The following is a 23673-nucleotide window of genomic DNA, read 5'->3' as shown; positions in this document are numbered from 1 at the left end:
GGTTCCCCGCGGGATGGGGCGCCATGCATACTGTTCGCCGTGCGTACCACCAGGTCTCTCGCGGTCGTCCTGCTCGTGATCGTCGGCGCCGTGTCGGCGCTGGTCGCCCCTCCGGCGCAGGCCGCCCCACCCATCTCCACCCCGTCCGTCTCCACGCAGATCCGTGCGGATGCGGCGCGGGCCGGGGTGTCGATCGGGGTGTGGGCGCGCGACCTGCGCACCGGACGGGTCATCGCCTCCGTCGGCGCCGACCGTCGCTTCCCGGTGCTGTCGATGTCGAAGGTGTACCTCGCCGCCGCCGTCCTCGACGCCGCCCGACATGGACGTCTGTCGCTGACCGCGCGGGTTCCCGTGCGCGCGAGCGACATCGTCGCCAACTCCCCGGAGACCGGGAAGCACGTCGGCGGGAGCATGACCTACCCCGAGATCGCCGTCGCCGCACTGCACCTCAGCGACAACACCGCAGCCAACCTCATGTTCACCGCGATCGGAGGACCACGTGGGATGACGGCGTTCGCGCGCAGCGCCGGCGACCCGGCCACACTCATGGTGCGCACGGAGACCTCGCTCAACACAGCGTTCCCCGGCGACATCCGCGACACCACCGTCCCGCAGGCTTGGGCGACCGGATTGCGGGCGGTGATGGTGGGCACCCGACTCGACCCCCGTGATCGCACGACTCTGGTGGGCTGGATGCGCGGCACCCGTACATCCGACAAACGGTTCCGTGCCGACCTGCCCACGGGATGGACGACCGCCGACAAGACGGGAACCGGCGACTACGGCAGCGCGAACGACGCGGGGATCCTCATCGGTCCCGGTGGTCAGCGCATCCTGCTCGTCGTCCAGACGCGCAGTGCGCGCGACATCCCCGACGCCGCGGCCGCCGATGCGGTGATCGCCCGCGTCGCCGCGCGCGTGGCCCGCGCCGGCTGATGGGTCACTCGGGGCGCAGCGACTCCATTGTTTTCTGGACCTCCCAGAAGGCGCGCAGGGCAACGAGTTTGCCGTCGGCATCGGCGCGATAGGTGAACACACCCCGTGAGGTGGTGACGTGACCGCCGATGTGGCTGACGATGCGCCCGATGTAGGCGACCTCGTTGCCGCAGATGATCTCCTCGTCGAACTCGAAATCGAGTCGCTCGGTGGTCGCGATCGTCATGTCCCAGAACGCGGAGATGGCGTCACGGCCGCGGTGACCGGCTCCGTGTTCGTCGAACATCGACGGACCCACCGGGTCCTCCACCACGGCGTTCTCGGCGAAGTTGTCGAGCCACCCCTGCTTGTCCCGAACCGCCACCATTTCCCGCGAGACCCGTCCGGCCACGACGGCCGGGTTGTTCGCGCGGTCGATGTCGAGATACGCCGGCTTGCCCTGTGCATCAGCACTCATGGCTTCTCCGCACCCACTGTGACACGACATGGTGGGCTGCTACGAAACTCCGTCGTCGTGGTCATGGCTTCTCCGCACCCACCAGCCACATGGAGAAGTACTGCGACCCACCGCCGTAGGCGTGGCCGAAGGCCTTCCGGACGTCGGGAACCTGGTGGTCGCCCGCCTTGCCCTGCACCTGGATCGCCGCCTCGGCGACGCGGATCATCCCCGACGCGCCGATGGGGTTCGACGACAGCACACCGCCGGAGGTGTTCACCGGCATCCGTCCGCCGAAGTCCGTCTCCCCCTTCTCGGTGAGCTTCCATCCCTCGTTCTGTGCGGCGAAACCCAGGTTCTCCAACCACATCGGCTCGAACCACGAGAAGGGGACGTAGATCTCTGCGGTGTCGACCTCCTCGAGTGGGTCGGTGATGCCGGCAGCCTTCCACAGCGCCGCCGACGCGTCGCGTCCTGCCTGCGGGCTCACCTGGTTGCGGTGGGCGTAGGAGAGCGGTTCGGTGCGCATCGCCGTGGCGTGGATCCACGCGACCGGGGTGCCCGCCGCGACGGCGTCGTCGGCGGCCTGTTCGTCACCGATGATCACCGCGCAGGCGCCGTCGGAGGAGGGGCAGGTCTCGTCGTAGCGGATCGGATCCCACAGCATCTGCGAGGCCATCACCGACTCGACGCTGATGTCGGGCTGATGCAGATGCGCCAGGGGGTTCTTGGCGCCGTTGCGCCTGTCCTTCGCCGCGACCATCGCCCCGATGTGCTCGGGTGCCCCGGACTGCCGGATGTAGGAACGCACGTGCGGTGCGAAGAACCCGCCGGCACCCGCGCCGACCGGCATGGTGAACGGGACGGGGATCGACAACGCCCACATGGCGTTCGACTCCGACTGCTTCTCCCACGCCACCGCCAGCACCCGGCGGTGCACACCGCTGCTGATCAACGACGAGGCGACGACCGCGGTCGAGGCACCCACCGAGCCGGCGGTGTGCACACGGATGAGTCGTTTTCCGACGGCGCCGAGATGTTCGGCCATGGCGAGCTCGGGCATCATGGCGCCCTCGAAGAGATCGGGTGCCTTGCCGACCACCACGGCGTCGATGTCGTCCATCGTGTACCCGGAGTCGGCGAGTGCCGCATCGATGGCCTCGCGGCACATCGCCGCCATGGTGACGTCGTGCCGCTTGGCCACGTATTTGGTCTGGCCGGTCCCGATGACCGCCGCGCGATTGCGCCCCATCAGTTCTCATCTCCGGCAGCAGCGTCGCTGGAGAGCGCGACCACCATGTTCTGTTGCAGCAGTGGACCGCTGGTGGCGTGGGCCACCGCGGTGTTCGCCTCGCCTGCGAGGATGGCCGAGGCCGCGAAGCCGACGCGCTCCAGTCCCGCGGCGAACATCGGGTTGGCGGCCAACGCGCCGCCGGACGGGTTGATCCGCACCGAGTCGGGCAGGTCCATGGCCCGACGCAGGATGAGTTCCTGATGGGTGAACGGCGCGTAGATCTCGGCGACGTCGACCGCGCGGTGGTCGCCCAGCGCGGCGTCGGCCGCCAGGCGGGTGGAGGGGGAGTCGGTGAGGTCGCGCGCACCGAAGTTCGGCGAGTCGATGCGATGATCCCATCCGGTGATCCACGCCGGGTTCGCGACGAGTTCTCGCGCCCGGTCCTCCGACGCGAGGATCACCGCGGCCGCACCGTCGGTGTACCGCGAGAGGTCGTGCGCACGAAGCGGATCGGCGACGAACGGCGCGGCGAGGAGATCCTCGACCGAGGAACCGGTGGTACGGGCGGCGACGGCGGCCATGTCGGCCTCGGACCACGCCCCCGACTCCAGTCCCGCGCGGGCCTGCAGCGCGGCCAGCGACCGTGCGTCGGGCCAGAGCGGCGCGACGGTGTACGGATCGGTCTGCAGGGCCAGGGTGAGATCCATGGTGCCGGCGGAGGTCTTGCCGAATCCGTAGGCCAGGGCCAGGTCGACCTCGCCGGTGGCGATCTTCACCCACGCCTCGTATGCGGCCCAGGCGGCGTCCATCTCGACGTGTGACTCGTTGATCGGCGGGACCGCGCCGATCGAGTCGATGGCGGAGATGAACGAGAACGCCCGTCCCGCCAGGTAATCCGACGATCCGCTGCACCAGAAGTCGATGTCGGTGCGGCTGATGCCGAGCTCGGCGTAGAGCTTGGCGAAGCACGGCATCAACATCTCGACACCGTTGGTGGTGCCGAACGTCTGCTTCACGTGCGGGCTGTGCGCGAAACCGATGATCGCGATCCGGGGCATGTTCACTGGCTCATCTCTCACAGATGGTTCTTGTAGGAGTCGTAGTCCGCATCGGGTTCCCCGGTCGGACGGAAATGACTGATGTTGCGCAGCGTGTGATCCCATTCGGATTCGTCACGCCAGACGGCCTGCACGCGCATCCCCATCCGGACCTCGCTCGCCTCCACGTCGAGGATGAGGTGCAGGAAGCCGATGTCGGCGCCGTCGAGCAGCACGTAGGCCGCGACGTACGGGGGCTTGATCTGCTGTCCGAGGAACGGCACGTTGACGATGCAGAACGTGGTGATGATGCCGTGATCGGGCAGCTCCACCCGCTCACCCGCCGGCTCGCCGGTGGCCGGACTCGCCTGTCGCGGAGGGAAATAGACCCCGTCGGCGGTGCGGTTGCCGTAGAGCTTGCCGTTCTTGAGGCCTTCGAGGTACCAGCTCTCCTCGACGGTCGCGGTGTGGTCGATCTCGAGACCGATCGGGGTGGTGATCATCCCCGGTGTGGCCGGGCCCTCGCCGGCGTTGGCGGGAGCGTCGGCCGCGGTGTCGCCGAGGACGAACCACGAGATGTCGTCGATGCGCCCGGTGCGCTGGTCCGACCACACCGGCACGACGCGTGCACCGGAGGTGATCTCGTCGGGGGTGCTCACACGCACCGCGTGCAGGGTGTCGGTGTCGGCGCCGTCGAGCCGGATCAGCGCCCACGCGAACGGCTCGGACAGCGGCTGCCCGGGCAGTGGCTCCGGTTGCCACGACCACGTCGTGATCACCCCGGCGGGTCCGACGGTGAGGAACTCGGTCGTCGGTGCACCGGACGCCGGGTCGAATTCACTCGGCGGGACGATCACGCGACCGTCGGCGGACCTGCCGCCGACGATCTCGCCGGCGAGCAACCCCTCGGCGAATCTCGTCAACACCGGGCCGAGCGAGCGGGTGTAGTCGAAGCTGTTCCTCAACGGGGCCGAGAGCACCGGTGTCGCCGGTTCGGGCACCTGCGCTCTCGCCGCGGTGACGTACCCGGGCGTGGTCTCACTGATGGTCACCCATGGAGTAGAACAGGTTCTAGAAATGGGCGCAAGGAAGCGCCTTCGCCTCGAGGGAAGATGGTCGCTCATGAAGCTCGGACTCCAGCTCGGCTACTGGGGCGCCGGCCCCATCGACAACGCGCCGGAGCTCATCGCCGCGGCCGAGGAATCCGGCTTCGACGCCGTCTTCACCGCCGAGTCGTGGGGGTCGGATGCGTTCACCCCGCTGGCGTGGTGGGGGAGCGCGACAACCAGGGTTCGGCTCGGCACCGCGGTCGCGCAGATCGCGGCCCGGCCGCCGACGTCGGTCGCCATGCATGCGCTGACCGTCGACCATCTCAGCGGCGGTCGCCACATCCTCGGACTCGGTGTCTCGGGTCCACAGGTGGTGGAGGGCTGGTATGGGCAGCCGTTCGCGAAGCCGCTGGCCCGGACGCGTGAATACGTGCAGGTCATCCGGGATGTCCTCGCCCGCGAGGGCAAGGTCACCAACGACGGCCCGCACTATCGGCTGCCGTACCCGGCCGACGCGCCCGGATCGACCGGTCTCGGCAAGTCGCTGAAGCCGATCACGCACCCGCTGCGCAGCGACATCCCCATCTGGCTGGGGGCCGAGGGACCCAAGAATATCGCCCTGACCGGCGAGATCGCCGACGGCTGGCTCGCGATCTACTACACGCCGCGCCTGGCCGACCACTACGAGGAATGTCTCGCCGAGGGCATGGCACGACCGGGTGCGCGCCGTACGCGCGACGAGTTCGAGGTCGCGGCGACGGTGCAGGTGGAGATCACCGACGACGTGCCCGCCGCGATAGCCCGCTACAAGCCCAGCACCGCGCTCTACGTCGGTGGGATGGGCGCCGAGGAGCTCAATTTCCACGCCGAGGTCTACCGGCGGATGGGCTATGGCGACGCCGTCGACGAGATCGGCTCGCACTTCCGGGCCGGCCGGAAGGAGGCCGCCGTCGCCGCAGTCCCCGACGAGATGGTGCGCGAGACGATGATCGTCGGCACCGCCGACGAGGTCCGCGCGGAGATCGGCCGGTGGGAATCTGCAGGTGTCTCGATGCTCATGGTGACCGCCCGCTCGGTCGACCTTGTTCGCGAGTTGGGGGCTCTGGTCTACTCTGACCCCGTCAGGTAGAACACGTTCTCATTGTGGAGGTCGCAGATGGCGGACAAACAAGCTCCGATAGGTCTGTGGAACATCGCTCGGGCGACACCCGAAGCGGTCGCACTCATCGATCCGTCGGGCGCCCAGATCTCCTACGGTGAGCTCGTCTCGCGGGCCAATCGACTCGCCAACGGGATGCGTGCGCACGGTCTGTCGACCGGCGACACCCTCGTGATCGCCATGCCCAACAGCATCGAGACGGTGTGCCTGCAGTTCGCCGCACTGCAGATCGGGCTGTACCTCGCCCCGGTGAACTGGCACCTGACCGGACCCGAGATCGCCTACATTCTCGGCGACAGCGAGGCCAAGATCTTCGTCGCCGACGAGCGCTTCGCCGAGTCCGCCGCCATCGCGGCCCGTGAGGCCGGCATGGCTGCCACCGACCTGTTCGCACACGGGTCGATCGACGGGTTCGGCGCTCTCGACGACCTGATCGCCGACGTCGACGACTCTGAGCCGTCGGACCGGACCACCGGTGCGCCGATGCTCTACACCTCGGGAACCACCGGTAAGCCGAAGGGCGTCCGGCGACCGTTGCCCGGTGTCGCGCCCGAGCAGGCCGCGATGGGCGGCATCGGGTTCTTCGGCGTGATGGGGCTCGTGCCGCACGACGCCCACGTGCACATCTGCGGGTCGCCGCTCTACCACACGGCGGTCGTCAACTTCGTCATGATCTCGATCCAGTTGGGCCACACCGTGGTTCTGATGGACAAGTGGGATCCCGAGGAGATGCTGCGACTGATCGAGAAGCACCGCGTGACCCACAGCCACATGGTGCCCACCCAGTTCCGTCGCCTGCTCGCACTCCCCGAGGAGGTGCGCGCGAGGTACGACGTGTCGTCGCTGCGCAACATGATCCACGGCGCAGCACCGTGTCCGCGCGAGGTGAAGCAGCAGATGCTCGAGTGGTGGGGGCCCGTGGTCACCGAGTACTACGCCGCCACCGAGGGCGGCGGAACCACGATCTTCGGCGACGAGTGGCTCACCCACCCGGGGTCGGTGGGCAAGGCGTGGTCGTACTCGGTCGTCAAGGTCCTCGACGACGACGGCAACGAGGTCCCGCGCGGCGAGAGCGGCCAGGTGTACATGGAGATGAAGGGTTCGTCGTTCGAGTACTACAAGGACAAGGAGAAGACGCAGAGGGCGCGCGTCGGAAACATGTTCACCACCGGCGACATCGGCTACATGGACGACGAAGGCTTCCTCTACCTGCTCGACCGTAAGAACGACATGATCATCTCCGGCGGCGTCAACATCTACCCGGCCGAGATCGAGGGTGAGCTCGTGGTGCATCCCAAGGTCGCCGATGTCGCCGTCTTCGGTGTCCCGCACAGTGATTGGGGCGAGGAGATCAAGGCCGTGGTGTTGCCCGCCGACGGTGTCGCCGGGGACGACGCGTTGACCAGCGAGCTGATGGAGTACGCCCGCGCCCGCCTGGCGAAGTTCAAACTGCCCCGCTCCATCGACTACGTCGACGAGATGCCGCGTGACGACAACGGCAAGCTCTACAAACGCAAATTGCGCGATCCGTACTGGGCGAAGGCCGAGCGCGCCATCTGAGGTACGGGAGGGCAGCGCCTCCAGCCCTCCTTGACGTTTGTACGTTTCTCGTGTGAGGCTCGAATCGATGAAGGCGATCATCGGGACGTACCGCAGACGGCACTACATCGAACGCGCGCTGGACTCCGTCCGCACGCACGCCACCGGCATCACGGAGTTCGTGTTCATCGACGACTCGGGTGACCGCGAGAACGCCGATTGGCTGCGATCATTCGGGACCGTCGTGGAGACCGGCGCGTCCGGCTACGGGAAAGCGATGAGAGCCGCCTGTGCCGCCGCCGAGGGGGAGACGTCCCTGTGGTGGGAAGAGGATTTCGTCGCGGTGACCGACATCGATCTCGACCACATGGCCGACATCCTCACCCGTCGGCCGTACCTCGCGCAGCTCGCCCTGCTCCGTGGTCCTCACTTCTCCGTGGAGCACGAACACGGTGGTGTGATCGAAGCGCTCCAGGCAAAGGGTCACACGTTCCGCGAGATCAACGGCGTCATCGAACACGAGGCCACGTTCACCGGCAACCCGTCCGTCTGGCGGGGATCGGTGTTCGCCGCCGGCTGGCCGCGCGCTCGCTGGTCGGAGGACAGGAAGCGACGCAACCTGCTTCGCGGCGGATACAGGTTCGGGTATCTCCCCGGCATCCGAGTCGAGCACGACGGAGTGCGGTCCGGTCACGGGTACTGAGACCTCCGGCTCGAGGCAGAGATGAGCGTCAGCGTCTGCTTGACACGCACCGGGCGTCACTGTCAGGCTGTACCTGACGAAAGGGGGGCGCGGTGCCCTACATCGATACGGCCTGTGAGGTCGACATCGCCGGCCATATCCGGGCGGTCACGGCGGCGGCGGCAGAGCAGGCGGGTCGGTGTTCCGACGATGTCATCGGTACCGGCCCACTCCCGGGCACTCCCGAGTGGGAAGCCGAACAGTCGACCGCGACACCGGCGCAACGGTCGATCGCCTGGCATCTGCTCAGCCTGCGCATCCAGGTCGCCGCGGGACTCGACGGCGTCGAGACGGTCGTGGTGCTCCGAGTGCTGGGCGCGCCGTGGGCCGCGATAGGTCGAGCGACCGGGATGAGTCGCCAATCGGCGCACGAACGGTGGGGGACACGTTCCCGCGCTGTTCTCGATCCGGTCGGATCAGGACTGCCCTCGATCGTCGTGGACGACGATCCGCGATGACGGGTCCTCGTGTCGGCGGTCGGTTGCTCGGTTCGCGGTCCCTCGCAGTCGTCGCACTGTTGCTCGCGATCGCGTTCGTCGTAGCTCCGTTCTGGCTGACCGGTCGCGGCATCCCGGGTGAGGCTGCATTGTCCCGCTGGGCCGGAGATGATTTCGTCGCGTTCTGGCGTGCCGGCGACCTCACCCGCGCGGCCGGGATGAGCGACCTGGTCGACTACTGGATGCGCTTCCACATCGTGAAAGCCGTTGCCGCCGGACTCCTGGTGGTGGTGCTGGCGGTGTTGGCGACCCGGATGTGGAGGTCGTTCGTCGACGGCACGGTGACCGTCAGGCGACGGCGCTTCGCCGGTGTGGCGGGAACGGTGGCGGCCGCCGGTGGGCTCGGCGCCGTGTTCCTGCTCATGGCCAACGTGCAGGGCGCGATCGCACCGCTGTCGTCGGCGCTCTCCCTGGTCCCCATGTCGGGCCGTGACCCCGCGCTCCGGCAGGTTCGGGGCCAGGTGGCGCAGCAGCTACAGGCCGGGGACACATCGCGCTCCGCGCTCGCTCGCATGATCGACGACTTCGGCACCTACCACGCTGTGCTGGCGGTGTGCGCGGTCGTCGTGGCCTGTGCCGCTGCGGTTCTCGCTGTGATCGCCGCGCGGTCGTTCCTCGTGACCGCCCGCACCGACCGATCGGGACGCCGTGCCACAGTACTCGTCGGCGCGGTGTTCGGGCTCGTCGGCGTCGGTGTGGCCATCCTGGCTGTCGCCAACATCGGCAACGCCGCCGATCCCGCGCACGCACTGCTGTTGTTCTACACCGGGTAGCCGTTGTCGCGGAGTTGTGCACAGCCACAGATTCTTTCGTGGCCGATGTCCGACACCCGCGCTACACTCGAACACATGAACGATCCGGGGGGATTGCGGTGAACGCGCCAGTCGGCGAGGTGGGTGTCGGTGCGCTGCAACAGATCCTGATCTCTCTGGGTGAGCTCGAACCCGCCGGATCCGAGTCCGACGCCATGGATCGCATCGCGGTTCTCGAGGCGATCAAGGCGGGGTGCGCTGCAGCGCAGGCGGTCGAGACGATGCGGCTCGAGGAACTGCGCGTCGAGGCCGAGTCCGCAGCCGGTGTGCCGAAAGCCCGGCAGGGACGTGGATTGGCGGCCGAGGTGGCGTTGGCGCGGAAGGCGTCCGGGTCGGCCGGTGGCCGGTACTTCGGTTTCGCGCGGGCGCTGATGCGCGAGATGCCGCACACGCGTGCTGCGTTGGCATCCGGTGCGCTCACCGAGTGGCGGGCGATGATCCTGGTGCGGGAGACCGCGCACCTCACCCCGCGTGATCGCGGCGAGATCGACCGCCGCATCTGCGCAGACGTGTCGGTGGTGGAGGGTGTGGGCGATCGGGCGCTCGACGCCGAGGTGAAACGACTCGCCTACGAACTCGATCCGCAAGCCGTCGTCGATCGTCACGCGTTGGCGCAGTCCGACCGGCGCGTCAGCACCCGGCCGGCTCCCGACGGGATGGTGCGGCTGTCGGCGTTGCTGCCGCTGGTGTCGGGGATCTCGGTGTTCGCGTCGCTGAAGAAGCACGCTGATGCCACCGTCGGCGGTGATGAGCGGACGCACGCGCAGGTGATGGCCGATGCTCTCGTCGAACGCGTCACCGGCGCCGCGACGGTTGATGCCCTTCCCGTGGCGGTGAACGTCGTTTTGCCCGACGAGGTCCTCCTCGGTGACAGCCCTGCCGCCGCACATGTCACCGGCTACGGACCGATACCGGCCGACACCGCCCGCGCGATGGTGTCCACCGCCCTCGACGCAGACACGGCCTCAACGCTGCGGCGCCTGTACAAGGCTCCGGCGAGCGGGGCGTTGGTGGCGATGGACTCCACCGCGCGCCTGTTCCCGGCCGGGCTCAAGACCTTCCTCGACTTCCGTGACCAGTCCTGCCGGATCCCCTACTGCGATGCGCCGATCGCCGAATACGACCACGCCGAACCCCATTCACGGGGCGGCGAGACGTCAGCAGACAACGGAAGCGGCATGTGCGTGAGCCACAACCGCGCCAAACAGAACCCCGGCTGGCAGATGACCACCGACCACGACACCGGCAGGCACGTGGCAACAGTCACCACACCCACCGGGCACAGTCACGTCTCGCGGGCCCCGGCACCGCCCGGTCACCACGACCACCCCGTCAGTCCCGTCGAACGACAACTCCTGGCGCTTCTTGACGACGCCGCCTAGGAGACGACGGCCTCCGCCATCCGGGGCGAACGGGCTTGCAGGCTGAGTTCGAAACCGCGGGGGAGCATCGTCAGTCGCTCGTCGACGTCGAGTTCGTAGCCCGGGTCACCGGAGATGTCGAAGCGGTGCAGCATCGAGGCCAACACCAACACCGCCTCATGGATCGCGAACTGTCGGCCGATGCAGGCGCGGGCGCCGGCACCGAAAGGCTTGTAGCTGTGCGCCGGTCGCTTCTTCACGTTCGCCGCGAGGAAGCGGTCAGGGTCGAACTCGTCGGGGTTCTCCCACACCGCGGGATCCTTGTGGACGAGACCGAGAGAGACGACGGCGTAGTCCTGTGGCCGCATCGGATACTTCCCGGCGAGCGTGGTCGTCTCACGAGGACTGCGTGCGAAGCCGGGGACCGTGGGCCAGATCCGCAGCGACTCGTCGAGAACGCGCCGGATGTAGCGGAACTTGCTGACCTGTTCGAACGAGGGCATGGCGTCCGGGTCGTCGCCGAGGATCTCGTCGGTCTCGGCCTGCGCACGGGCCAGACAGTGGGGATTGCGGGCGAGGTAGTACAGCGCGAACGACAGTGCGCCCGAGGTCGTCTCGTGGCCGGCGACGAGGAAGGTGAGGATCTGGTGTCGGATGTTCACCGCCGACAGCTTCTCGCCGGTCTCGGGGTGCGCGACGTTGAGCATGATGCCCAGCAGATCGTGTTGATCGGCGGAACCCGTCCGCGAGGCGATCAACTCGTCGAGCATCCGGTCGTTGTAGGCCTGGTGGTGGGCGTACCGGCGGTCGGCCAGACGGGCGAGCACCTCGCCGCCGGGCACGGCCCGGAAACCGCCTTTGCGGCGCCCGTTCTCGAGTGCCTCGACCATCGAGCGCACGAAAGGGTGGGTCTCGGCGGAACTGAACGACCCGAAGTCGTGGCTGAACGCGCTGCGGCTCAGGGTCTCCATCGTCAGCTTGGTCATGTCGCGGGAGATGTCGACCGGGCCGCCGCCGATGCGCGGGCGCCAGTACTCGAACAATTCGAGTGCGGTCTCCAGCATGATCGGGTGGTAGGACTGCATCGCCGATTTCGTGAACGCCGGCATGAGGAGTTCGTGTGCGAGTTGCCAGTTCGGCTCGTCGCTGTGGGCGGTGAACAACCCGTCGCCGGCGTAGTCGCGCAACGCCTCGACCGCCGGCGGCAACGCCTTCTGGAAGCGGGTCTCGTCGCAGAGTTCGGCGGCGAGGTCCGCGGTGCCGACGAACACGATCTTCTGCCGGAAGATCTGTAGTTCGAAGATGGGCCCGAGACCGGCGGAGTTCTCCAACATGCCCTGGATCGGGCGGCTCGGCCGGAAGCTCAGCAGATCACCGACCAGGGGGAGGCGCCGACCGGCGTGCGGGAACTGCTGACCGGACCAGTTGTTTCGAGTTCTCCAGACCACGAACCGAGGATGCTCCGCTACTGAACTCGTGTCAAGTAGCACAAGGCTGCGGCGGGCTAGGCTCGGGTGGATGGCCACCCGGACGCGCATGACCCCCGAGCAACGCCGGGATCAGCTGCTCGATCTCGGTGCCGAACTGTTCGCGTCGCACCCCTACGACGAGGTGCACATCGAGCGTGTCGCCGAGTTGGCGAAGGTGTCGCGCGGGCTGCTCTACCACTACTTCCCGAGCAAACGCGACTTCTTCGTCGCGCTGCTGGCGCGCGAGAACGCGGCGCTCATGGACGAGACCGCGCCCGACGTGCACCTCACTCCGGCCGAACAACTGCGACGGGGAGTGGAGGCGTTCCTCGACCACTGCGTCGGCCACGAGTTCGGCGTGCGCGCCGTGTTCCGGGGAGCGGTGAGTTCCGATCCCGATATCGTCGCGATCATCGCCGACTCGATCGATCGCCAGGTCGAGCGCATCCTCATCGCGACCGGCGCGCCGGCGACGCCCGCCCCGATGCTCGTGTTGGCGTTGCGCAGCTGGATCTACCAGGTGCGCGCGGCGAGCTACGAGATGCTCTCGGACAAGCGGGCATCACCCGACGACGTCACGCGGATGCTGATGGCGGCATTCGTCGGCACGATCTCCGGGTTGTCCCCGGAGGTGGTGCCGCCCGCGATGGCCGCGGTGCTGGGGACTCTCGTCACTCCCCGGTGAACTCCGGGGTCCGCTTCTCCGCGAAGGCCTTCGGGCCGATCTTCGCGTCCTTGCTCATGAAGACCTGCTTGCCGAGTTCGGCGTCGACGGTGAACGCCTCCTCCTCGTGCATGCCCTCGGTGTCGCGGATGGTCTTGAGAATGGCCTGCACGGCGAGCGGACCGTTGGCCGCGATGAGATCGGCGATGGCGAGTGCCTTGTCGAGCGCGGTGCCGTCGGGGACGACGTACCCGATCAGCCCGTAGTCGAGCGCCTCGGTCGCGGTGATGTGACGGCCGGTGAGCAGGATGTCCGCGGCGATCGTGTATGGGATCTGGCGGACGAGCCGTACAGCGCTGCCCCCGAGGGGGAACAGGCCCCACCTGGCCTCGGAGACACCGAACTTCGCACTTTCGCCGGCGACACGGATGTCGGTGCCCTGCAGGATCTCGGTACCGCCCGCGATAGCGGGACCCTCCACGGCGGCGATGAGCGGCTTCGTGAGTCGGCGACCCTTGAGCAGTGCGGGCATCTTCGTGAGATCCCAACCCCCGGAGGCGAAGCCGTCACCGGGTGCGCGCTTGTTCATGGCCTTGAGGTCGGCGCCGGCACAGAAGTACCCGCCGGCGCCGGTGAGGATCGCGGTCCGGATGCTCGGATCGGCGTCGACCCGGTCCCAGGCGTCGGCCATGATCTCCATCATCTCGCCCGAGAGCGCGTTACGTGCCTGTGGCCGGTTCATCGTCACGATGAGCGTGTGTCCGCGCTGCTCGACGAGGCAGTGCGGCTGCGCGTCGGCACCGTCGGTCGCGGTGGTGGGGGTCTCGGGTGTCGACACGGACATTCTCACTTCTTCCCGCAGGCAACGTGGGTGATCGGACGCTTGCTCAAAACGGTAACACGTTCTAGTTTTGTGGTCATGGCCTACAACATCGCCGACTTCATCGAGCACGCGGTCGACCTGATGCCCGAGCGCACGGCGCTCGAGACCGACGGCGACGCGCGGACCTACGCCCAGCTCGAGGCCGACGCCAACGCCCTCGCGCATCAGCTGCGCGCCCTCGGGGTCGCCCCCGGCGACACCGTCGGTGTCTACAGCCGCAACACCCTCGAGTGCGTCGAGGCGATGGTCGCGATCTTCAAGGCCCGCGCTGTGATGGTGAACGTCAACTTCCGCTACGTCGAGAGCGAACTCGAGCACATCTTCACCGACTCGTCGATGTCGGTGCTGTTCGTCGAACGCCAGTACCTGCCCCGGGTGCGCGCCGTCGCCCCGCGCGCCCCGGCACTGGCGCACGTCATCGTGATCGAGGACGGCTCCGACGCGGACCTCGATGATGCGATCGCGTTCACCGACGCCATCGCGAACAACTCCGCCGAGCGCGACTTCGAGGAACGGTCGAACGACGACCTGTACATGCTCTACACGGGCGGGACCACCGGTGCACCGAAAGGCGTGGTGTGGCGGCAGGAGGACGTCTACCGGGTGCTCGGCGGCGGCACCGACTGGTTCTCCGGTGCGACCATCGACGACGAGTGGAAGTTCGCCAACGACGGTGCGGCCGGCGGACAGCTCGTCCGATTCCCGATCCCGCCGTTCATCCACGGAGGGTCGCAATGGGCGGTGTTCCAGGCGCTCTACGGCGGCGGCAAGGCGATCATTTACCCGGAGTTCGGCGCGCACCAGACGTGGCAGATCATCGAACGCCACAAGGTCAACGTCGTGTTCATCACCGGAGATGCCATGGGGCGTCCCATGATCGACGCGCTCATCGAGACCGACTACGACACGAGCTCGGTGTTCTCGGTCGCGTCGTCGGCGGCACTGTTCTCCCAAAGCGTCAAAGACCAGTTCATCGACAAGTTGCCCAACGCCGTCATCATCGACGCGATCGGCTCCAGCGAGACCGGTTTCGGTGGACTCGCCCAGGTGACCAAGGGCATGGACCACGCGGGTGGCCCGCGGGTGAAGGCCGACCCGAACACCGTGCTGCTCCGCGAGGCCGACGGGTCGGTGATCCCGGTCGGCGCCGATGAGGTGGGTCTGCTCGCACGCACCGGCAACATCCCCCTGCGCTACTTCAACGACCCGGTGAAGTCGGACAAGACGTTCAAGGTCTTCGACGGCGTCCGCTACTCCATCCCCGGCGACTACGCCCGCTACGAGTCCGACGGCGCGATCACGATGCTCGGCCGCGGCTCGGTGTCGATCAACTCCGGTGGCGAGAAGATCTTCCCCGAAGAGGTCGAACAGGCCCTCAAGGCACACCCCGAGGTCTTCGACACCGTCGTCGTGGGGGTGCCGGACGACCGCTACGGCCAACGGGTCTCGGCCGTCGTCGCCACCCGCGACGGCAGCAGGCCCTCGCTGGCGGAGCTCAACGAGATCGCCCGCGCACAGATCGCCGGCTACAAGTGCCCCCGCAGCGTGTGGTTCGTCGACGCCATCAAACGATCACCGGCCGGCAAACCCGACTACCGCTGGGGCACCGAGATCACCGAATCCCGTTCCGCCGACGAGACGCTCACCGTAGCGTCGGTCCGATCCTGAGAAGAAGGCACACGCCCATGCGCACCGAACTGACCGAACACTTCGGCATCGAGTACCCGATCTTCGGGTTCACCCCGTCCGAGCACGTCGCCGCGGCGATCAGTCGTGCCGGCGGCATGGGCGTGCTGGGATGCGTGCGGTTCAACGAGGCCGACGAACTCCACCGCGTGCTCGAGTGGATGCACGAGAACACCGACGGCAAGCCCTTCGGCGTCGACATCGTGATGCCGGCCAAGATCCCCACAGAGGGTACGCAGGTCGATCTGTCCTCCATGATCCCCGACGAGCACCGCGCCTTCGTCGAGCGCACGCTCGACGATCTGAAGGTGCCGCGCCTCCCGGGCGAGGAACGCGTCAACGCCGGCGTCCTCGGATGGCTGCACTCGGTGGCCCGGTCGCATGTGGACATCGCGATGGAACACGCCGACCGCTACGGCCAGATCAAGCTCATCGCCAACGCACTCGGATCGCCGCCGAAGGACGTCATCGACAAGTCGCACGAGCACGGTGTGTCGGTGGCCGCGCTGGCGGGCGCGAAAGCCCATGCGCTGCATCACGTCGACGCCGGTGTCGACATCGTCATCGCCCAGGGATACGAGGCGGGCGGGCACACCGGTGAGATCACCTCGATCGTGCTGTGGCCCGAGATCGTCGACGCGGTCGAAGGCCACGCGTCTGTCCTGGCCGCCGGTGGCGTCGGCAGCGGACGACAGATGGCCGCCGCACTCGCCTCCGGCGCCCAGGGGGTGTGGATGGGCTCGTACTGGCTGACCGCGGCCGAATATCGGCTCGGCGCCCGCGGTGACGGTCCGACCGTCATCCAGGAGGCATTGCTGGCCGCGACCTCCCACGACACGGTGCGCCGCCGCATCTACTCGGGCAAGCCCGCGCGGCTGCTCAAGACGAAGTGGACCGACGCCTGGGACGCCGCCGACGCGCCCGAGCCGTTGCCCATGCCCCTGCAGAACATCCTCGTGAGCGAGGCCCACGCACGGATCTCCGCCGCCGACGACGCCAGTGTCGTGGCGATGCCCGCGGGTCAGATCGTGGGTCGGATGAACGCCATCACCCCGGTCGCCGAACTCATCGACGGACTGGTGGCCGAATACGAACAGACCGTGGCGCGCCTGTCGACCACCGTCGCCGAACGCTCACCCGCCTGACGGGCGGTAGCGGCGGGTGCCGCGGTCCAGGGTCCAGGTGGGCTCGACCGCGGCACCGGCCAGTTCGCGCTTGAGGACCTTGAACGTCGCGGTGCGCGGCAGCTCGTCGAGGACGCAGACGTGGTGCGGCCACTGCTTCGGGCCGAGGTCGGTCTGGGCGGCCAGGAACTCCGCGAGGTCGTCGGGGTCGAGTGCGTCGCCCACCAGCGATGCCACGATCTCGTCGCCCACGTCGGCGCCGATCCCGTGGACCGCGGCCAGCCGGATCCGGTCGTGGCGGAGCAGGATCCGCTCGATCGGCCCGGTGGCCAGGTTCTCGCCGTCGACACGCACCCAGTCGCCGAGTCGCCCCGCGAAGTGGATGTACCCCGCGGGATCGACCCAGCCGAGATCACCCGTGTGGTACATCCCGCCACGCATCCGCTCGTCCTGGGCGTCGCGGTCGCCGTAATAGCCGGTGAACAGGCCGGCACCCGCGGTGTTGACGATCTCGCCGATCTCGCCTGGGGCGCAGGGGGTCTGCGTCTCGACATCGACGACGGCGATCGGCGCCACCAGCGGACCGAGCGCCTCGTGCGGGGTGTCGGGGGTCCGCGCGATCGCGACACCACCCTCGGTCGACCCGAAACCGTCGACCACCCGCACCCCGAAACGGCGCTCGAACCGGGCGATGTCGCGCGGAGACGCCTCGTTGCCGTAGACCACACGCAGCGGGTTGTCGGCGTCGTCGGGCCGCTCGGGGGTGGCGAGGATGTAGCTCAGCGGCTTGCCCACGTAGTTGGCGTAGGTGACGCCGTAGCGGCGGACGTCGTCGAGGAAGTTGCTCGCCGAGAACCGGCGTCGCAGGGCGATCGACGCGCCTGCGGCCACGGCGACGCTCCACCCGGCGATGATCGCGTTCGAATGGAACATCGGCATCGACAGGTACACGACGTCGTCGTGACCGAGGCCGAACCGATCCGCGAGCATCACCCCGGCGCCGGCGAACTTGTGGTGGTCGCACCGCACCGCCTTCGGTTCCCCGCTCGTCCCCGACGTGAAGATCAGCATCAGGAGGTCCGTGGCCGCGGGGGTGTGGCGTGTGTCCGGCCCGTCCGCCGCCTTCCCGAGGCGATGTGTCCATGCGGGCGAGGCGATGTCGATGACCGTCACCGCCGGACCGAGGTCGAGGCCGAGCAACAGATGTGCCGTGTCGGGGGAGACCAGGACGACCCCGCAGTCCGCGGTGACGATGTCGCGACGCAGCGCGTCACCTCGCCGGGTGGTGTTCAACCCGACCAGAACCAATCCCTCGAGCGCGGCCGCGCAGAGCAGGAGACCGAACTCGGACACGTTGTCGAGCAACACCGCGACATGCGGTGGTCGGTCCGGATCGAGACACGTCCGCACCGCACGCGACCACACCCTGGCCTGCGCGAGGTGGTCACGCCACGGGGTGAACTCACCCTCGAACCAGATTCCCGAGGTCTCGACGTCGGCGAGCGGCGCGAGGAGTTCGGCGATGGTCGGTGATGTCACGGAAACGCGGGTGCGGCGGGGGCGGTCAGGCCGGCTCCGCCGCCAGGACGTGACCGATGCGTCGCAGGGCGGCGGTGGCCGAGCCGAGCGCGAACTCGTTCTGCTTCGCACGCAGGAAGTACCGGTGCAACGGATGACTGGTGTCGATGCCGACACCGCCGTGGACGTGGACCGCGGTGTGCGCCACCCGATGCCCGGCGTCGGCGGCCCAGAACTTCGCCGTGGCGAGCTCGGTCTCGGCGGGCAGTCCCTCGCCGACGAGGTAGGCCGCCTGCACGACGGTCAGCTTCGCCGCCCGCACATCGATGTACGCGTCGGCGAGACGCTGCGCGACGGCCTGGAACGAGCCGATCGGTCGCCCGAACTGGGTGCGTTCCCGGCCGTAGGTGGCGGTGAGGTCGAGTGCGCCGGCGACGACGCCGGCCTGTTCGGCGCACTGCGCCAACGTCATCCGGTCCACCAGCGCCATCACGGCGTCCCGCCGCCCGAGTACCGCATCGTCATCGAGGGCGACGTCGGCGAACTCGATCATCGCCGTCGGGACCAGACCGGTGGTGCGGGCCGCGCTGATCGTCACGCCGCGTGCGTCGGTCGGCACGATCACCGCCACCAGACCGTCGTCTGTCGAGGCGGTGACGATGACCGCCGCCGCGGTCTCGGCGAACGGCACCGACACCTTCAGTCCGTCGAGCACCCACCGCTCGCCGTCGCGCCGGGCCGAGGTCGTCGGGGACAGCGGGTCGTCGGCGAGCTCGTCGTCGATCGCCACGGTCACCACGGTCGTCCCGTCGAGCATGCCGGGCAGCCAGTGATCGGCGATGTCCCCGCCGGCCGCCGCCACCGCGGGCAGCGCCGCGATCGCATGCGGACCGAACGGGACGAGGGCGAGGTGGCGACCCAGTTCCTCGGCGACCGCGACGTTCTCGGCCGCCCCGAGCCCGGCGCCGCCGGAGTCCTCGGCCACCTCCAGTGCGAGAAGGCCCGCGTCGGCCAGCGCACGCCACAGCTGATCGTCGATCGGGGCAGCCGAGGTCTCGAGGTCGGCGATCCGCTCCGGGGTGGAGATCTTCGCGGCGATGTCGCGGGCGAGTCCGGTGAGATCGGTACTCGCCTCGGTGGGTCGGAAATCCATGGTGCGCCCTATCGCTTCTGTGTTCTATCGCTTCTGGGGAGGTTGACCGAGCGCGAGCATGGCGATGATGTCGCGTTGGATCTCGTTGGTGCCGCCGCCGAAGGTGAGGATGAGCGACGAGCGGTGGAACCGCTCGATACGGCCCATCAGCGCCGCACCGGGCGACCCGCGCCGCAGTGTCGCCGCGGGACCGAGCACCTCCATCAGCAATCGGTATGCCTCGGTGGCGAACTCGGTTCCGAACACCTTCGTGGCCGATGCGTCGGCCGGGGACGGCGAGCCGCCCTGGGTCGCCTCCGAGGCGATGTTCCAGTTGATGAGCTTGAGGAACTCCACCTTGGCGTGCACGCGGGCGAGGTTGAGCTGCACCCACTCGGCGTCGATGACCCGCCGGCCGTCGGCCCGCTTGGTCTCCTGCGCCCAGCGCCGCGTCTCGAGCAGCGCCTGCTGGATCGGTGCCGCCGAACACAAAGCGACGCGCTCGTGGTTGAGCTGGTTGGTCACCAGCGGCCACCCACCGCCCAGTTCCCCGACGAGTGCCGACTTCGGCACGCGCACATCGGAGTAGTAGGTGGCGCTGGTGTCGACCCCGGCCATCGTGTGCACCGGCGTGTAGCCGAAGCCCTCGGCGTCGGTGGGCACGATCAGCATCGAGATGCCCTTGTGCTTGGACGCTTCGGGATCGGTGCGACAGGCCAGCCAGATGTAGTCGGCGTACTGGATGAGGCTGGTCCACATCTTCTGGCCGTTGATCACGAACTCGTCGCCGTCGGCGACCGCGGTGGTGCGCAGCGAGGCGAGGTCGGTGCCCGCGCCCGGCTCGGAGTACCCGATCGAGAAGTGCAGTTCGCCGGCGGCGATGCGGGGGAGGAAGTACGCCTTCTGCTCGTCGGTGCCGAAGTTCATGATGGTCGGCGCCACGGAGTTGATGGTCAGGAACGGCACCGGTACGCCGGCGATGGCGGCCTCGTCGGTGAAGATCAGCTGGTCCATCATCGGGCGGTTCTGGCCGCCGTACTCGGTGGGCCAGCCCAGTGCGAGCCACCCGTCGGCACCCATCTGGGCGACCACCTCGCGGTAGACGTCGCCCTCGCCGACCTCTCCGGAGTCCGAGGCGAGCGCCGCGCGCCGCTCGGGGGTCATCAACTCTGCGAAGTAGGTCCGCAGTTCGCGGCGGAGCTCTTCCTGTGCCTCGGTATAGGCGATGCGCATCGGTGCTCCATGAGACGATTGGACTCGGACGTTCCACCTGCACCCACCAGCCCTGAGTGTGCGCAGTTCTGTAACACGTTCTAGCGTTTGTCAGCGTAGCGCGTCAACACCGCGCCGTGAGCCGAGGAGTCTGAACCAGATGCGTATCAAGGCCGATTTCGACCTCTGTGAGTCCAATGCCGTGTGTGTGGGGATGGCACCCGACGTGTTCGATCTCGATGACAACGATTACCTGGTGATCCTGCAGGAAGAGGTCCCCGAGGACCGCCTCGACGAGATGCGCCAGGTGGTCGCCAACTGTCCGAAGGCGGCACTGTCGATCGAGTGACGCCCCGACGGCGTCCACAGGTGGCCGACTCGGTCGCAGACGCTTGACATTCGGGCAGAATTAGAACAGGTTCTAGCCCGTGGGTGCACTCGAGGGACGCGTAGCTGTTGTCACCGGCGCTGCCGCCGGCCTGGGACGTGCGGAGGCGATCGGCCTCGGCGCGCTCGGTGCCACCGTCATCGTCAACGATCTCGCCGGCGCGCTGGACGCCAGCGACGTCGTCGACGAGATCGCGGCGCACGGCAGCAAGGCCGTCGTCGTGGCCGGCGACATCTCCGACTCGGCGACCGCGACGGAGATCATGCGTGTCGCCGTCGAGGACAACGGTGCGCTCGACATCGTGATGAACAACGCCGGCGTGGTGCGTGACCGGATGCTGTTCAACATGTCCGACGACGACTGGGACCTGGTGATCGCGGTCCACCTGCGTGGACATTTCCTGCTCACGCGCAACGCCGCCGCACACTGGCGATCGGCGTCGAAAGCCGCGGGCGCCCCGGTCTTCGGTCGCATCATCAACACCTCCTCGGAGGCCGGGCTGCTCGGCCCCGAGGGGCAGGCCAACTACGGCGCCGCGAAGGCGGGTATCACCGCCCTGACGCTGTCGGCGTCGCGGGTCCTCGCGAAGTACGGGCCCACCGCCAACGCCATCTGCCCGCGCGCGCGCACCGCGATGACCGCCGCGGTGTTCGGGGAGGCGCCCGAGGGTGAGATCGACCCGCTGTCGACCGATCACGTGGTCTCCCTCGTCGGCTTCCTCGCCGGCCCCGAGTCGGCGTCGGTGTCGGGACAGGTGTTCGTCGTCTATGGCCCGAAGGTCACCCTGATGGCCGCGCCGACCGTCGCCGAGACCTTCACCGCGTCGGGTCCGGCGTGGGACCCGGCCGATCTCGCGACCGCGGTCGGGCAGTACTTCGACGGCCGCGACGCCGACGTCACCTTCTCCGCATCCCAGGCTCTGGCGCAGTGAGCCGGTGAACGGCCCGGCCACCAATTGGACGCATGCTAAGTTCAGCTCGTCGGAGATCGTCGACGGCGACGATGCGCCGATCACTGCAGCTCAGGCCGTTGTCGACGGCAATCGGAAAACGGTCATGAACGTAACTAGAACACGTTATAGTTGCCGGACCTCAGGCGGAGCGGGGCCGATCCGGGGTACGTCCCGCGGTACACCGTTGTGTGAGGAGAGTCGGTGAACGCACGCCTGGCGGCTCCCTTCGTCGGAGTCGGCGATTTCGTCGCCCTCGCGGTGGCGACCGCCCGCGAGTTGCCTCGGCGACCGTTCCAGACCCGCGAGACGATCGAGCAGTCGTGGGCCATCGCGCGGGTCTCGATGGTGCCGACCGTCCTCGTCGCGATCCCGTTCACCGTGCTCGTCAGCTTCACCCTCAACATCCTCCTGCGCGAGATCGGCGCGCAGGACCTCTCCGGCGCCGGCGCGGCGCTGGGCACCATCACCCAGATCGGCCCGATCGTCACCGTGCTCATCGTCGCCGGCGCCGGCGCGACGGCCATCTGCGCCGACCTCGGTGCCCGCACCATCCGCGAGGAGATCGACGCGCTCAAGGTGCTCGGCATCGACCCGATCCACCGTCTGGTGGTGCCGCGCGTCATCGCCTCCACCGGCGTCGCCGTCCTCCTCAACAGCCTGGTGTGCACGATCGGCCTCGGCGGTGGCTTCGTGTTCTCGGTGTACCTGCAGGACGTGAACCCGGGTGCTTTCATCGCCAACCTCACGCTGCTCACCGGGTTCGGCGAACTCGTCATCTCGATGGTGAAGGCCGCCCTGTTCGGACTCTTCGCCGGCCTCGTCGGCTGCTACCGCGGACTCAACGTCAAGGGCGGCGCCAAAGGCGTCGGCGACGCGGTCAACGAGACCGTCGTCTACTCGTTCATGGCGCTGTTCGTGGTCAACGTCGTGGTCACCGCCGTCGGACTGAAGGCGACGGGGTAGCGCCATGGTCCTGGGACACAGCATCTTCATGCGCGCCTCGCGTTCGAGCGCACGCGCGACCGGCGAGTGGGACCGCATCGGCGACCAGGCGATGTTCTACTTCGACAGCATCGCCGCGATCCCTCGGGCGGTGCGGTTGTACAAGAAGGAGACGCTGCGGCTGATCGCCGAGATCTCCATGGGGACAGGCGCGCTGGCGATGATCGGCGGCACCGTCGTCGTCGTCGGATTCCTCACGCTGTTCACCGGCGGCACCATCGCGGTGCAGGGGTACAGCTCGCTGTCGAACATCGGCGTCGAGGTGCTCACCGGCTTCTTCTCCGCGTTCATCAACGTGCGCATCGCCGTCCCGGTGATCTCCGGGATCGCGCTCGCCGCGACCATCGGTGCCGGGGCGACCGCGCAGCTCGGCGCCATGCGGGTCAGCGAGGAGATCGACGCGCTGGAGTCGATGGCGATCTCGTCGATCCCGTACCTCGTGAGCACGCGCATCGTCGCCGGCCTGATCGCGATCATCCCGCTCTACGCACTCGCCTCGGTGGCGTCGTTCCTCGCCAGCCGGTTCGCCACGGTGTTCATCTACGGACAGTCCTCGGGCGTCTACGACCACTACTTCTCGACGTTCCTCATACCCTCGGACATCCTGTGGTCGTTCGTGCAGGCGATCTGTATGGCGGTGGCGGTCATGATGATCCACACCTACTACGGCTACAACGCCTCCGGCGGCCCGGTCGGCGTCGGTGTCGCGGTCGGCAACGCCGTGCGCGCCTCGCTCGTGGTCGTCGTCGTCATCACCCTGCTCCTCTCGCTCGCCATCTACGGCGCCGACGGGAAGTTCAACCTCTCGGGGTAGGCAGATGATGACGACAGCACACACCAC

The 23673-nt window shown here is 68.2% G+C and carries 23 protein-coding genes; 14 read left to right on the top strand and 9 right to left on the bottom strand.

Going from position 1 to position 23673, the window contains the following annotated elements; translation table 11 throughout:
• Positions 1-39 precede the first annotated feature (39 nt).
• The gene (gene bla, locus ACQ7HM_RS02560) at positions 40-936 is read left to right on the top strand and encodes a class A beta-lactamase (protein ID WP_434214665.1); all 897 of its coding nucleotides are present in this window, start codon (positions 40-42) and stop codon (positions 934-936) included.
• 4 nt (positions 937-940) lie between these two features.
• Here the strand turns inward: bla and ACQ7HM_RS02555 are convergent, their stop codons facing one another.
• The 4 genes from ACQ7HM_RS02555 to ACQ7HM_RS02540 form a co-directional block, all read right to left on the bottom strand.
• Positions 941-1393: a nuclear transport factor 2 family protein gene (locus ACQ7HM_RS02555; protein WP_434214664.1), complete on the bottom strand. Its 453-nt coding sequence runs from the start codon at positions 1391-1393 to the stop codon at positions 941-943.
• Between the two features lie 61 nt (positions 1394-1454).
• Positions 1455-2624, bottom strand: coding sequence for a thiolase domain-containing protein (locus tag ACQ7HM_RS02550; RefSeq protein WP_434214663.1), 1170 nt, complete (start codon positions 2622-2624; stop codon positions 1455-1457).
• Positions 2624-3670, bottom strand: coding sequence for a thiolase domain-containing protein (locus ACQ7HM_RS02545; RefSeq protein ID WP_434214662.1), 1047 nt, complete (start codon positions 3668-3670; stop codon positions 2624-2626). Before ACQ7HM_RS02545 ends, ACQ7HM_RS02550 begins: the two co-directional genes overlap by 1 nt.
• Before the next feature lie 11 nt (positions 3671-3681).
• A complete protein-coding gene (locus ACQ7HM_RS02540; protein WP_434215608.1) occupies positions 3682-4689 on the bottom strand; it encodes a Zn-ribbon domain-containing OB-fold protein in 1008 nt (335 codons plus the stop codon).
• 76 nt (positions 4690-4765) lie between these two features.
• Here ACQ7HM_RS02540 and ACQ7HM_RS02535 point away from each other — a divergent pair, with 76 nt between their 5' ends.
• The 6 genes from ACQ7HM_RS02535 to ACQ7HM_RS02510 all read left to right on the top strand — a co-directional run bounded on the left by ACQ7HM_RS02535 (position 4766) and on the right by ACQ7HM_RS02510 (position 10823).
• Entirely contained in the window at positions 4766-5821 is a 1056-nt protein-coding gene (locus tag ACQ7HM_RS02535) for an LLM class F420-dependent oxidoreductase (protein ID WP_434214661.1), read from the top strand.
• Between the two features lie 27 nt (positions 5822-5848).
• Positions 5849-7411, top strand: coding sequence for an acyl-CoA synthetase (locus ACQ7HM_RS02530; protein WP_434214660.1), 1563 nt, complete (start codon positions 5849-5851; stop codon positions 7409-7411).
• A 52-nt stretch (positions 7412-7463) separates the two neighbouring features.
• A complete protein-coding gene (locus ACQ7HM_RS02525; RefSeq protein WP_434214659.1) occupies positions 7464-8093 on the top strand; it encodes a glycosyltransferase family 2 protein in 630 nt (209 codons plus the stop codon).
• A 92-nt stretch (positions 8094-8185) separates the two neighbouring features.
• On the top strand, positions 8186-8590 hold the full coding sequence (locus ACQ7HM_RS02520; RefSeq protein ID WP_434214658.1) for a hypothetical protein: 405 nt from the start codon (positions 8186-8188) through the stop codon (positions 8588-8590).
• Positions 8587-9402, top strand: coding sequence for a hypothetical protein (locus ACQ7HM_RS02515; protein WP_434214657.1), 816 nt, complete (start codon positions 8587-8589; stop codon positions 9400-9402). Before ACQ7HM_RS02520 ends, ACQ7HM_RS02515 begins: the two co-directional genes overlap by 4 nt.
• A 98-nt stretch (positions 9403-9500) precedes the next feature.
• Positions 9501-10823, top strand: a complete 1323-nt coding sequence (locus ACQ7HM_RS02510; RefSeq protein WP_434214656.1) for an HNH endonuclease — start codon at positions 9501-9503, stop codon at positions 10821-10823.
• Here ACQ7HM_RS02510 and ACQ7HM_RS02505 read toward each other — a convergent pair.
• Positions 10820-12250: a cytochrome P450 gene (locus ACQ7HM_RS02505; protein ID WP_434214655.1), complete on the bottom strand. Its 1431-nt coding sequence runs from the start codon at positions 12248-12250 to the stop codon at positions 10820-10822. The two genes, ACQ7HM_RS02510 and ACQ7HM_RS02505, sit on opposite strands and share 4 nt — an antisense overlap.
• Positions 12251-12320: 70 nt before the next feature.
• Between ACQ7HM_RS02505 and ACQ7HM_RS02500 the strand changes: the two genes are divergently transcribed.
• A complete protein-coding gene (locus ACQ7HM_RS02500) occupies positions 12321-12956 on the top strand; it encodes a TetR/AcrR family transcriptional regulator (protein WP_434214654.1) in 636 nt (211 codons plus the stop codon).
• Here ACQ7HM_RS02500 and ACQ7HM_RS02495 read toward each other — a convergent pair.
• Complete coding sequence (locus ACQ7HM_RS02495; RefSeq protein WP_434214653.1) at positions 12943-13779, bottom strand: crotonase/enoyl-CoA hydratase family protein; 837 nt, start codon at positions 13777-13779, stop codon at positions 12943-12945. The genes ACQ7HM_RS02500 and ACQ7HM_RS02495 overlap by 14 nt on opposite strands.
• A gap of 75 nt (positions 13780-13854) precedes the next feature.
• On the opposite strand from ACQ7HM_RS02495, the gene ACQ7HM_RS02490 reads away from it, so the two are divergent.
• Entirely contained in the window at positions 13855-15486 is a 1632-nt protein-coding gene (locus tag ACQ7HM_RS02490; RefSeq protein ID WP_434214652.1) for an acyl-CoA synthetase, read from the top strand.
• Between the two features lie 17 nt (positions 15487-15503).
• A complete protein-coding gene (locus ACQ7HM_RS02485) occupies positions 15504-16649 on the top strand; it encodes an NAD(P)H-dependent flavin oxidoreductase (RefSeq protein ID WP_434214651.1) in 1146 nt (381 codons plus the stop codon).
• Here the strand turns inward: ACQ7HM_RS02485 and ACQ7HM_RS02480 are convergent.
• Genes ACQ7HM_RS02480 through ACQ7HM_RS02470 form a run of 3 tightly spaced genes read right to left on the bottom strand, consistent with a single transcriptional unit; the run spans position 16638 to position 20511 of the window.
• Positions 16638-18167, bottom strand: coding sequence for a long-chain-fatty-acid--CoA ligase (locus ACQ7HM_RS02480; protein ID WP_434214650.1), 1530 nt, complete (start codon positions 18165-18167; stop codon positions 16638-16640). The two genes, ACQ7HM_RS02485 and ACQ7HM_RS02480, sit on opposite strands and share 12 nt — an antisense overlap.
• 25 nt (positions 18168-18192) lie before the next feature.
• The gene (locus tag ACQ7HM_RS02475) at positions 18193-19299 is read right to left on the bottom strand and encodes an acyl-CoA dehydrogenase family protein (RefSeq protein ID WP_434214649.1); all 1107 of its coding nucleotides are present in this window, start codon (positions 19297-19299) and stop codon (positions 18193-18195) included.
• 24 nt (positions 19300-19323) lie between these two features.
• Positions 19324-20511, bottom strand: coding sequence for an acyl-CoA dehydrogenase family protein (locus ACQ7HM_RS02470; protein ID WP_434214648.1), 1188 nt, complete (start codon positions 20509-20511; stop codon positions 19324-19326).
• A 139-nt stretch (positions 20512-20650) separates the two neighbouring features.
• On the opposite strand from ACQ7HM_RS02470, the gene ACQ7HM_RS02465 reads away from it, so the two are divergent.
• The 4 genes from ACQ7HM_RS02465 (at position 20651) to ACQ7HM_RS02450 (ending at position 23646) form a co-directional block, all read left to right on the top strand.
• Positions 20651-20839, top strand: coding sequence for a ferredoxin (locus ACQ7HM_RS02465; protein ID WP_045821857.1), 189 nt, complete (start codon positions 20651-20653; stop codon positions 20837-20839).
• Positions 20840-20918: 79 nt separating this feature from the next.
• Entirely contained in the window at positions 20919-21809 is an 891-nt protein-coding gene (locus ACQ7HM_RS02460; protein WP_434214647.1) for a 3-oxoacyl-ACP reductase, read from the top strand.
• 222 nt (positions 21810-22031) lie between these two features.
• Entirely contained in the window at positions 22032-22793 is a 762-nt protein-coding gene (locus tag ACQ7HM_RS02455; protein ID WP_045821859.1) for an MlaE family ABC transporter permease, read from the top strand.
• A 28-nt stretch (positions 22794-22821) separates the two neighbouring features.
• The gene (locus tag ACQ7HM_RS02450) at positions 22822-23646 is read left to right on the top strand and encodes an MlaE family ABC transporter permease (protein WP_434215607.1); all 825 of its coding nucleotides are present in this window, start codon (positions 22822-22824) and stop codon (positions 23644-23646) included.
• Positions 23647-23673 lie beyond the last annotated feature (27 nt).

The sequence above is a fragment of the Williamsia sp. MIQD14 genome (assembly GCF_051025635.1).
In the GTDB taxonomy this organism is placed as follows: Bacteria; Actinomycetota; Actinomycetes; order Mycobacteriales; family Mycobacteriaceae; genus Williamsia_A.
The sequence above is the reverse complement of the archived record's forward strand: the minus strand, read 5'-3'. Positions and strand labels throughout refer to the sequence as shown.

Bases quoted from the DNA above. Each gene is read 5' to 3' on its own strand.
- ACQ7HM_RS02490 (WP_434214652.1), top strand. From the start codon at position 13,855: ATGGCCTACAACATCGCCGACTTCATCGAGCACGCGGTCGACCTGATG.
- ACQ7HM_RS02475 (WP_434214649.1), bottom strand. From the start codon at position 19,299: ATGGATTTCCGACCCACCGAGGCGAGTACCGATCTCACCGGACTCGCC.
- ACQ7HM_RS02530 (WP_434214660.1), top strand. From the start codon at position 5,849: ATGGCGGACAAACAAGCTCCGATAGGTCTGTGGAACATCGCTCGGGCG.
- ACQ7HM_RS02500 (WP_434214654.1), top strand. From the start codon at position 12,321: ATGGCCACCCGGACGCGCATGACCCCCGAGCAACGCCGGGATCAGCTG.
- ACQ7HM_RS02555 (WP_434214664.1), bottom strand. From the start codon at position 1,393: ATGAGTGCTGATGCACAGGGCAAGCCGGCGTATCTCGACATCGACCGC.
- ACQ7HM_RS02515 (WP_434214657.1), top strand. From the start codon at position 8,587: ATGACGGGTCCTCGTGTCGGCGGTCGGTTGCTCGGTTCGCGGTCCCTC.
- ACQ7HM_RS02470 (WP_434214648.1), bottom strand. From the start codon at position 20,511: ATGCGCATCGCCTATACCGAGGCACAGGAAGAGCTCCGCCGCGAACTG.
- ACQ7HM_RS02485 (WP_434214651.1), top strand. From the start codon at position 15,504: ATGCGCACCGAACTGACCGAACACTTCGGCATCGAGTACCCGATCTTC.
- ACQ7HM_RS02535 (WP_434214661.1), top strand. From the start codon at position 4,766: ATGAAGCTCGGACTCCAGCTCGGCTACTGGGGCGCCGGCCCCATCGAC.
- ACQ7HM_RS02550 (WP_434214663.1), bottom strand. From the start codon at position 2,624: ATGGGGCGCAATCGCGCGGCGGTCATCGGGACCGGCCAGACCAAATAC.
- ACQ7HM_RS02495 (WP_434214653.1), bottom strand. From the start codon at position 13,779: ATGTCCGTGTCGACACCCGAGACCCCCACCACCGCGACCGACGGTGCC.
- ACQ7HM_RS02450 (WP_434215607.1), top strand. From the start codon at position 22,822: ATGCGCGCCTCGCGTTCGAGCGCACGCGCGACCGGCGAGTGGGACCGC.
- ACQ7HM_RS02465 (WP_045821857.1), top strand. From the start codon at position 20,651: ATGCGTATCAAGGCCGATTTCGACCTCTGTGAGTCCAATGCCGTGTGT.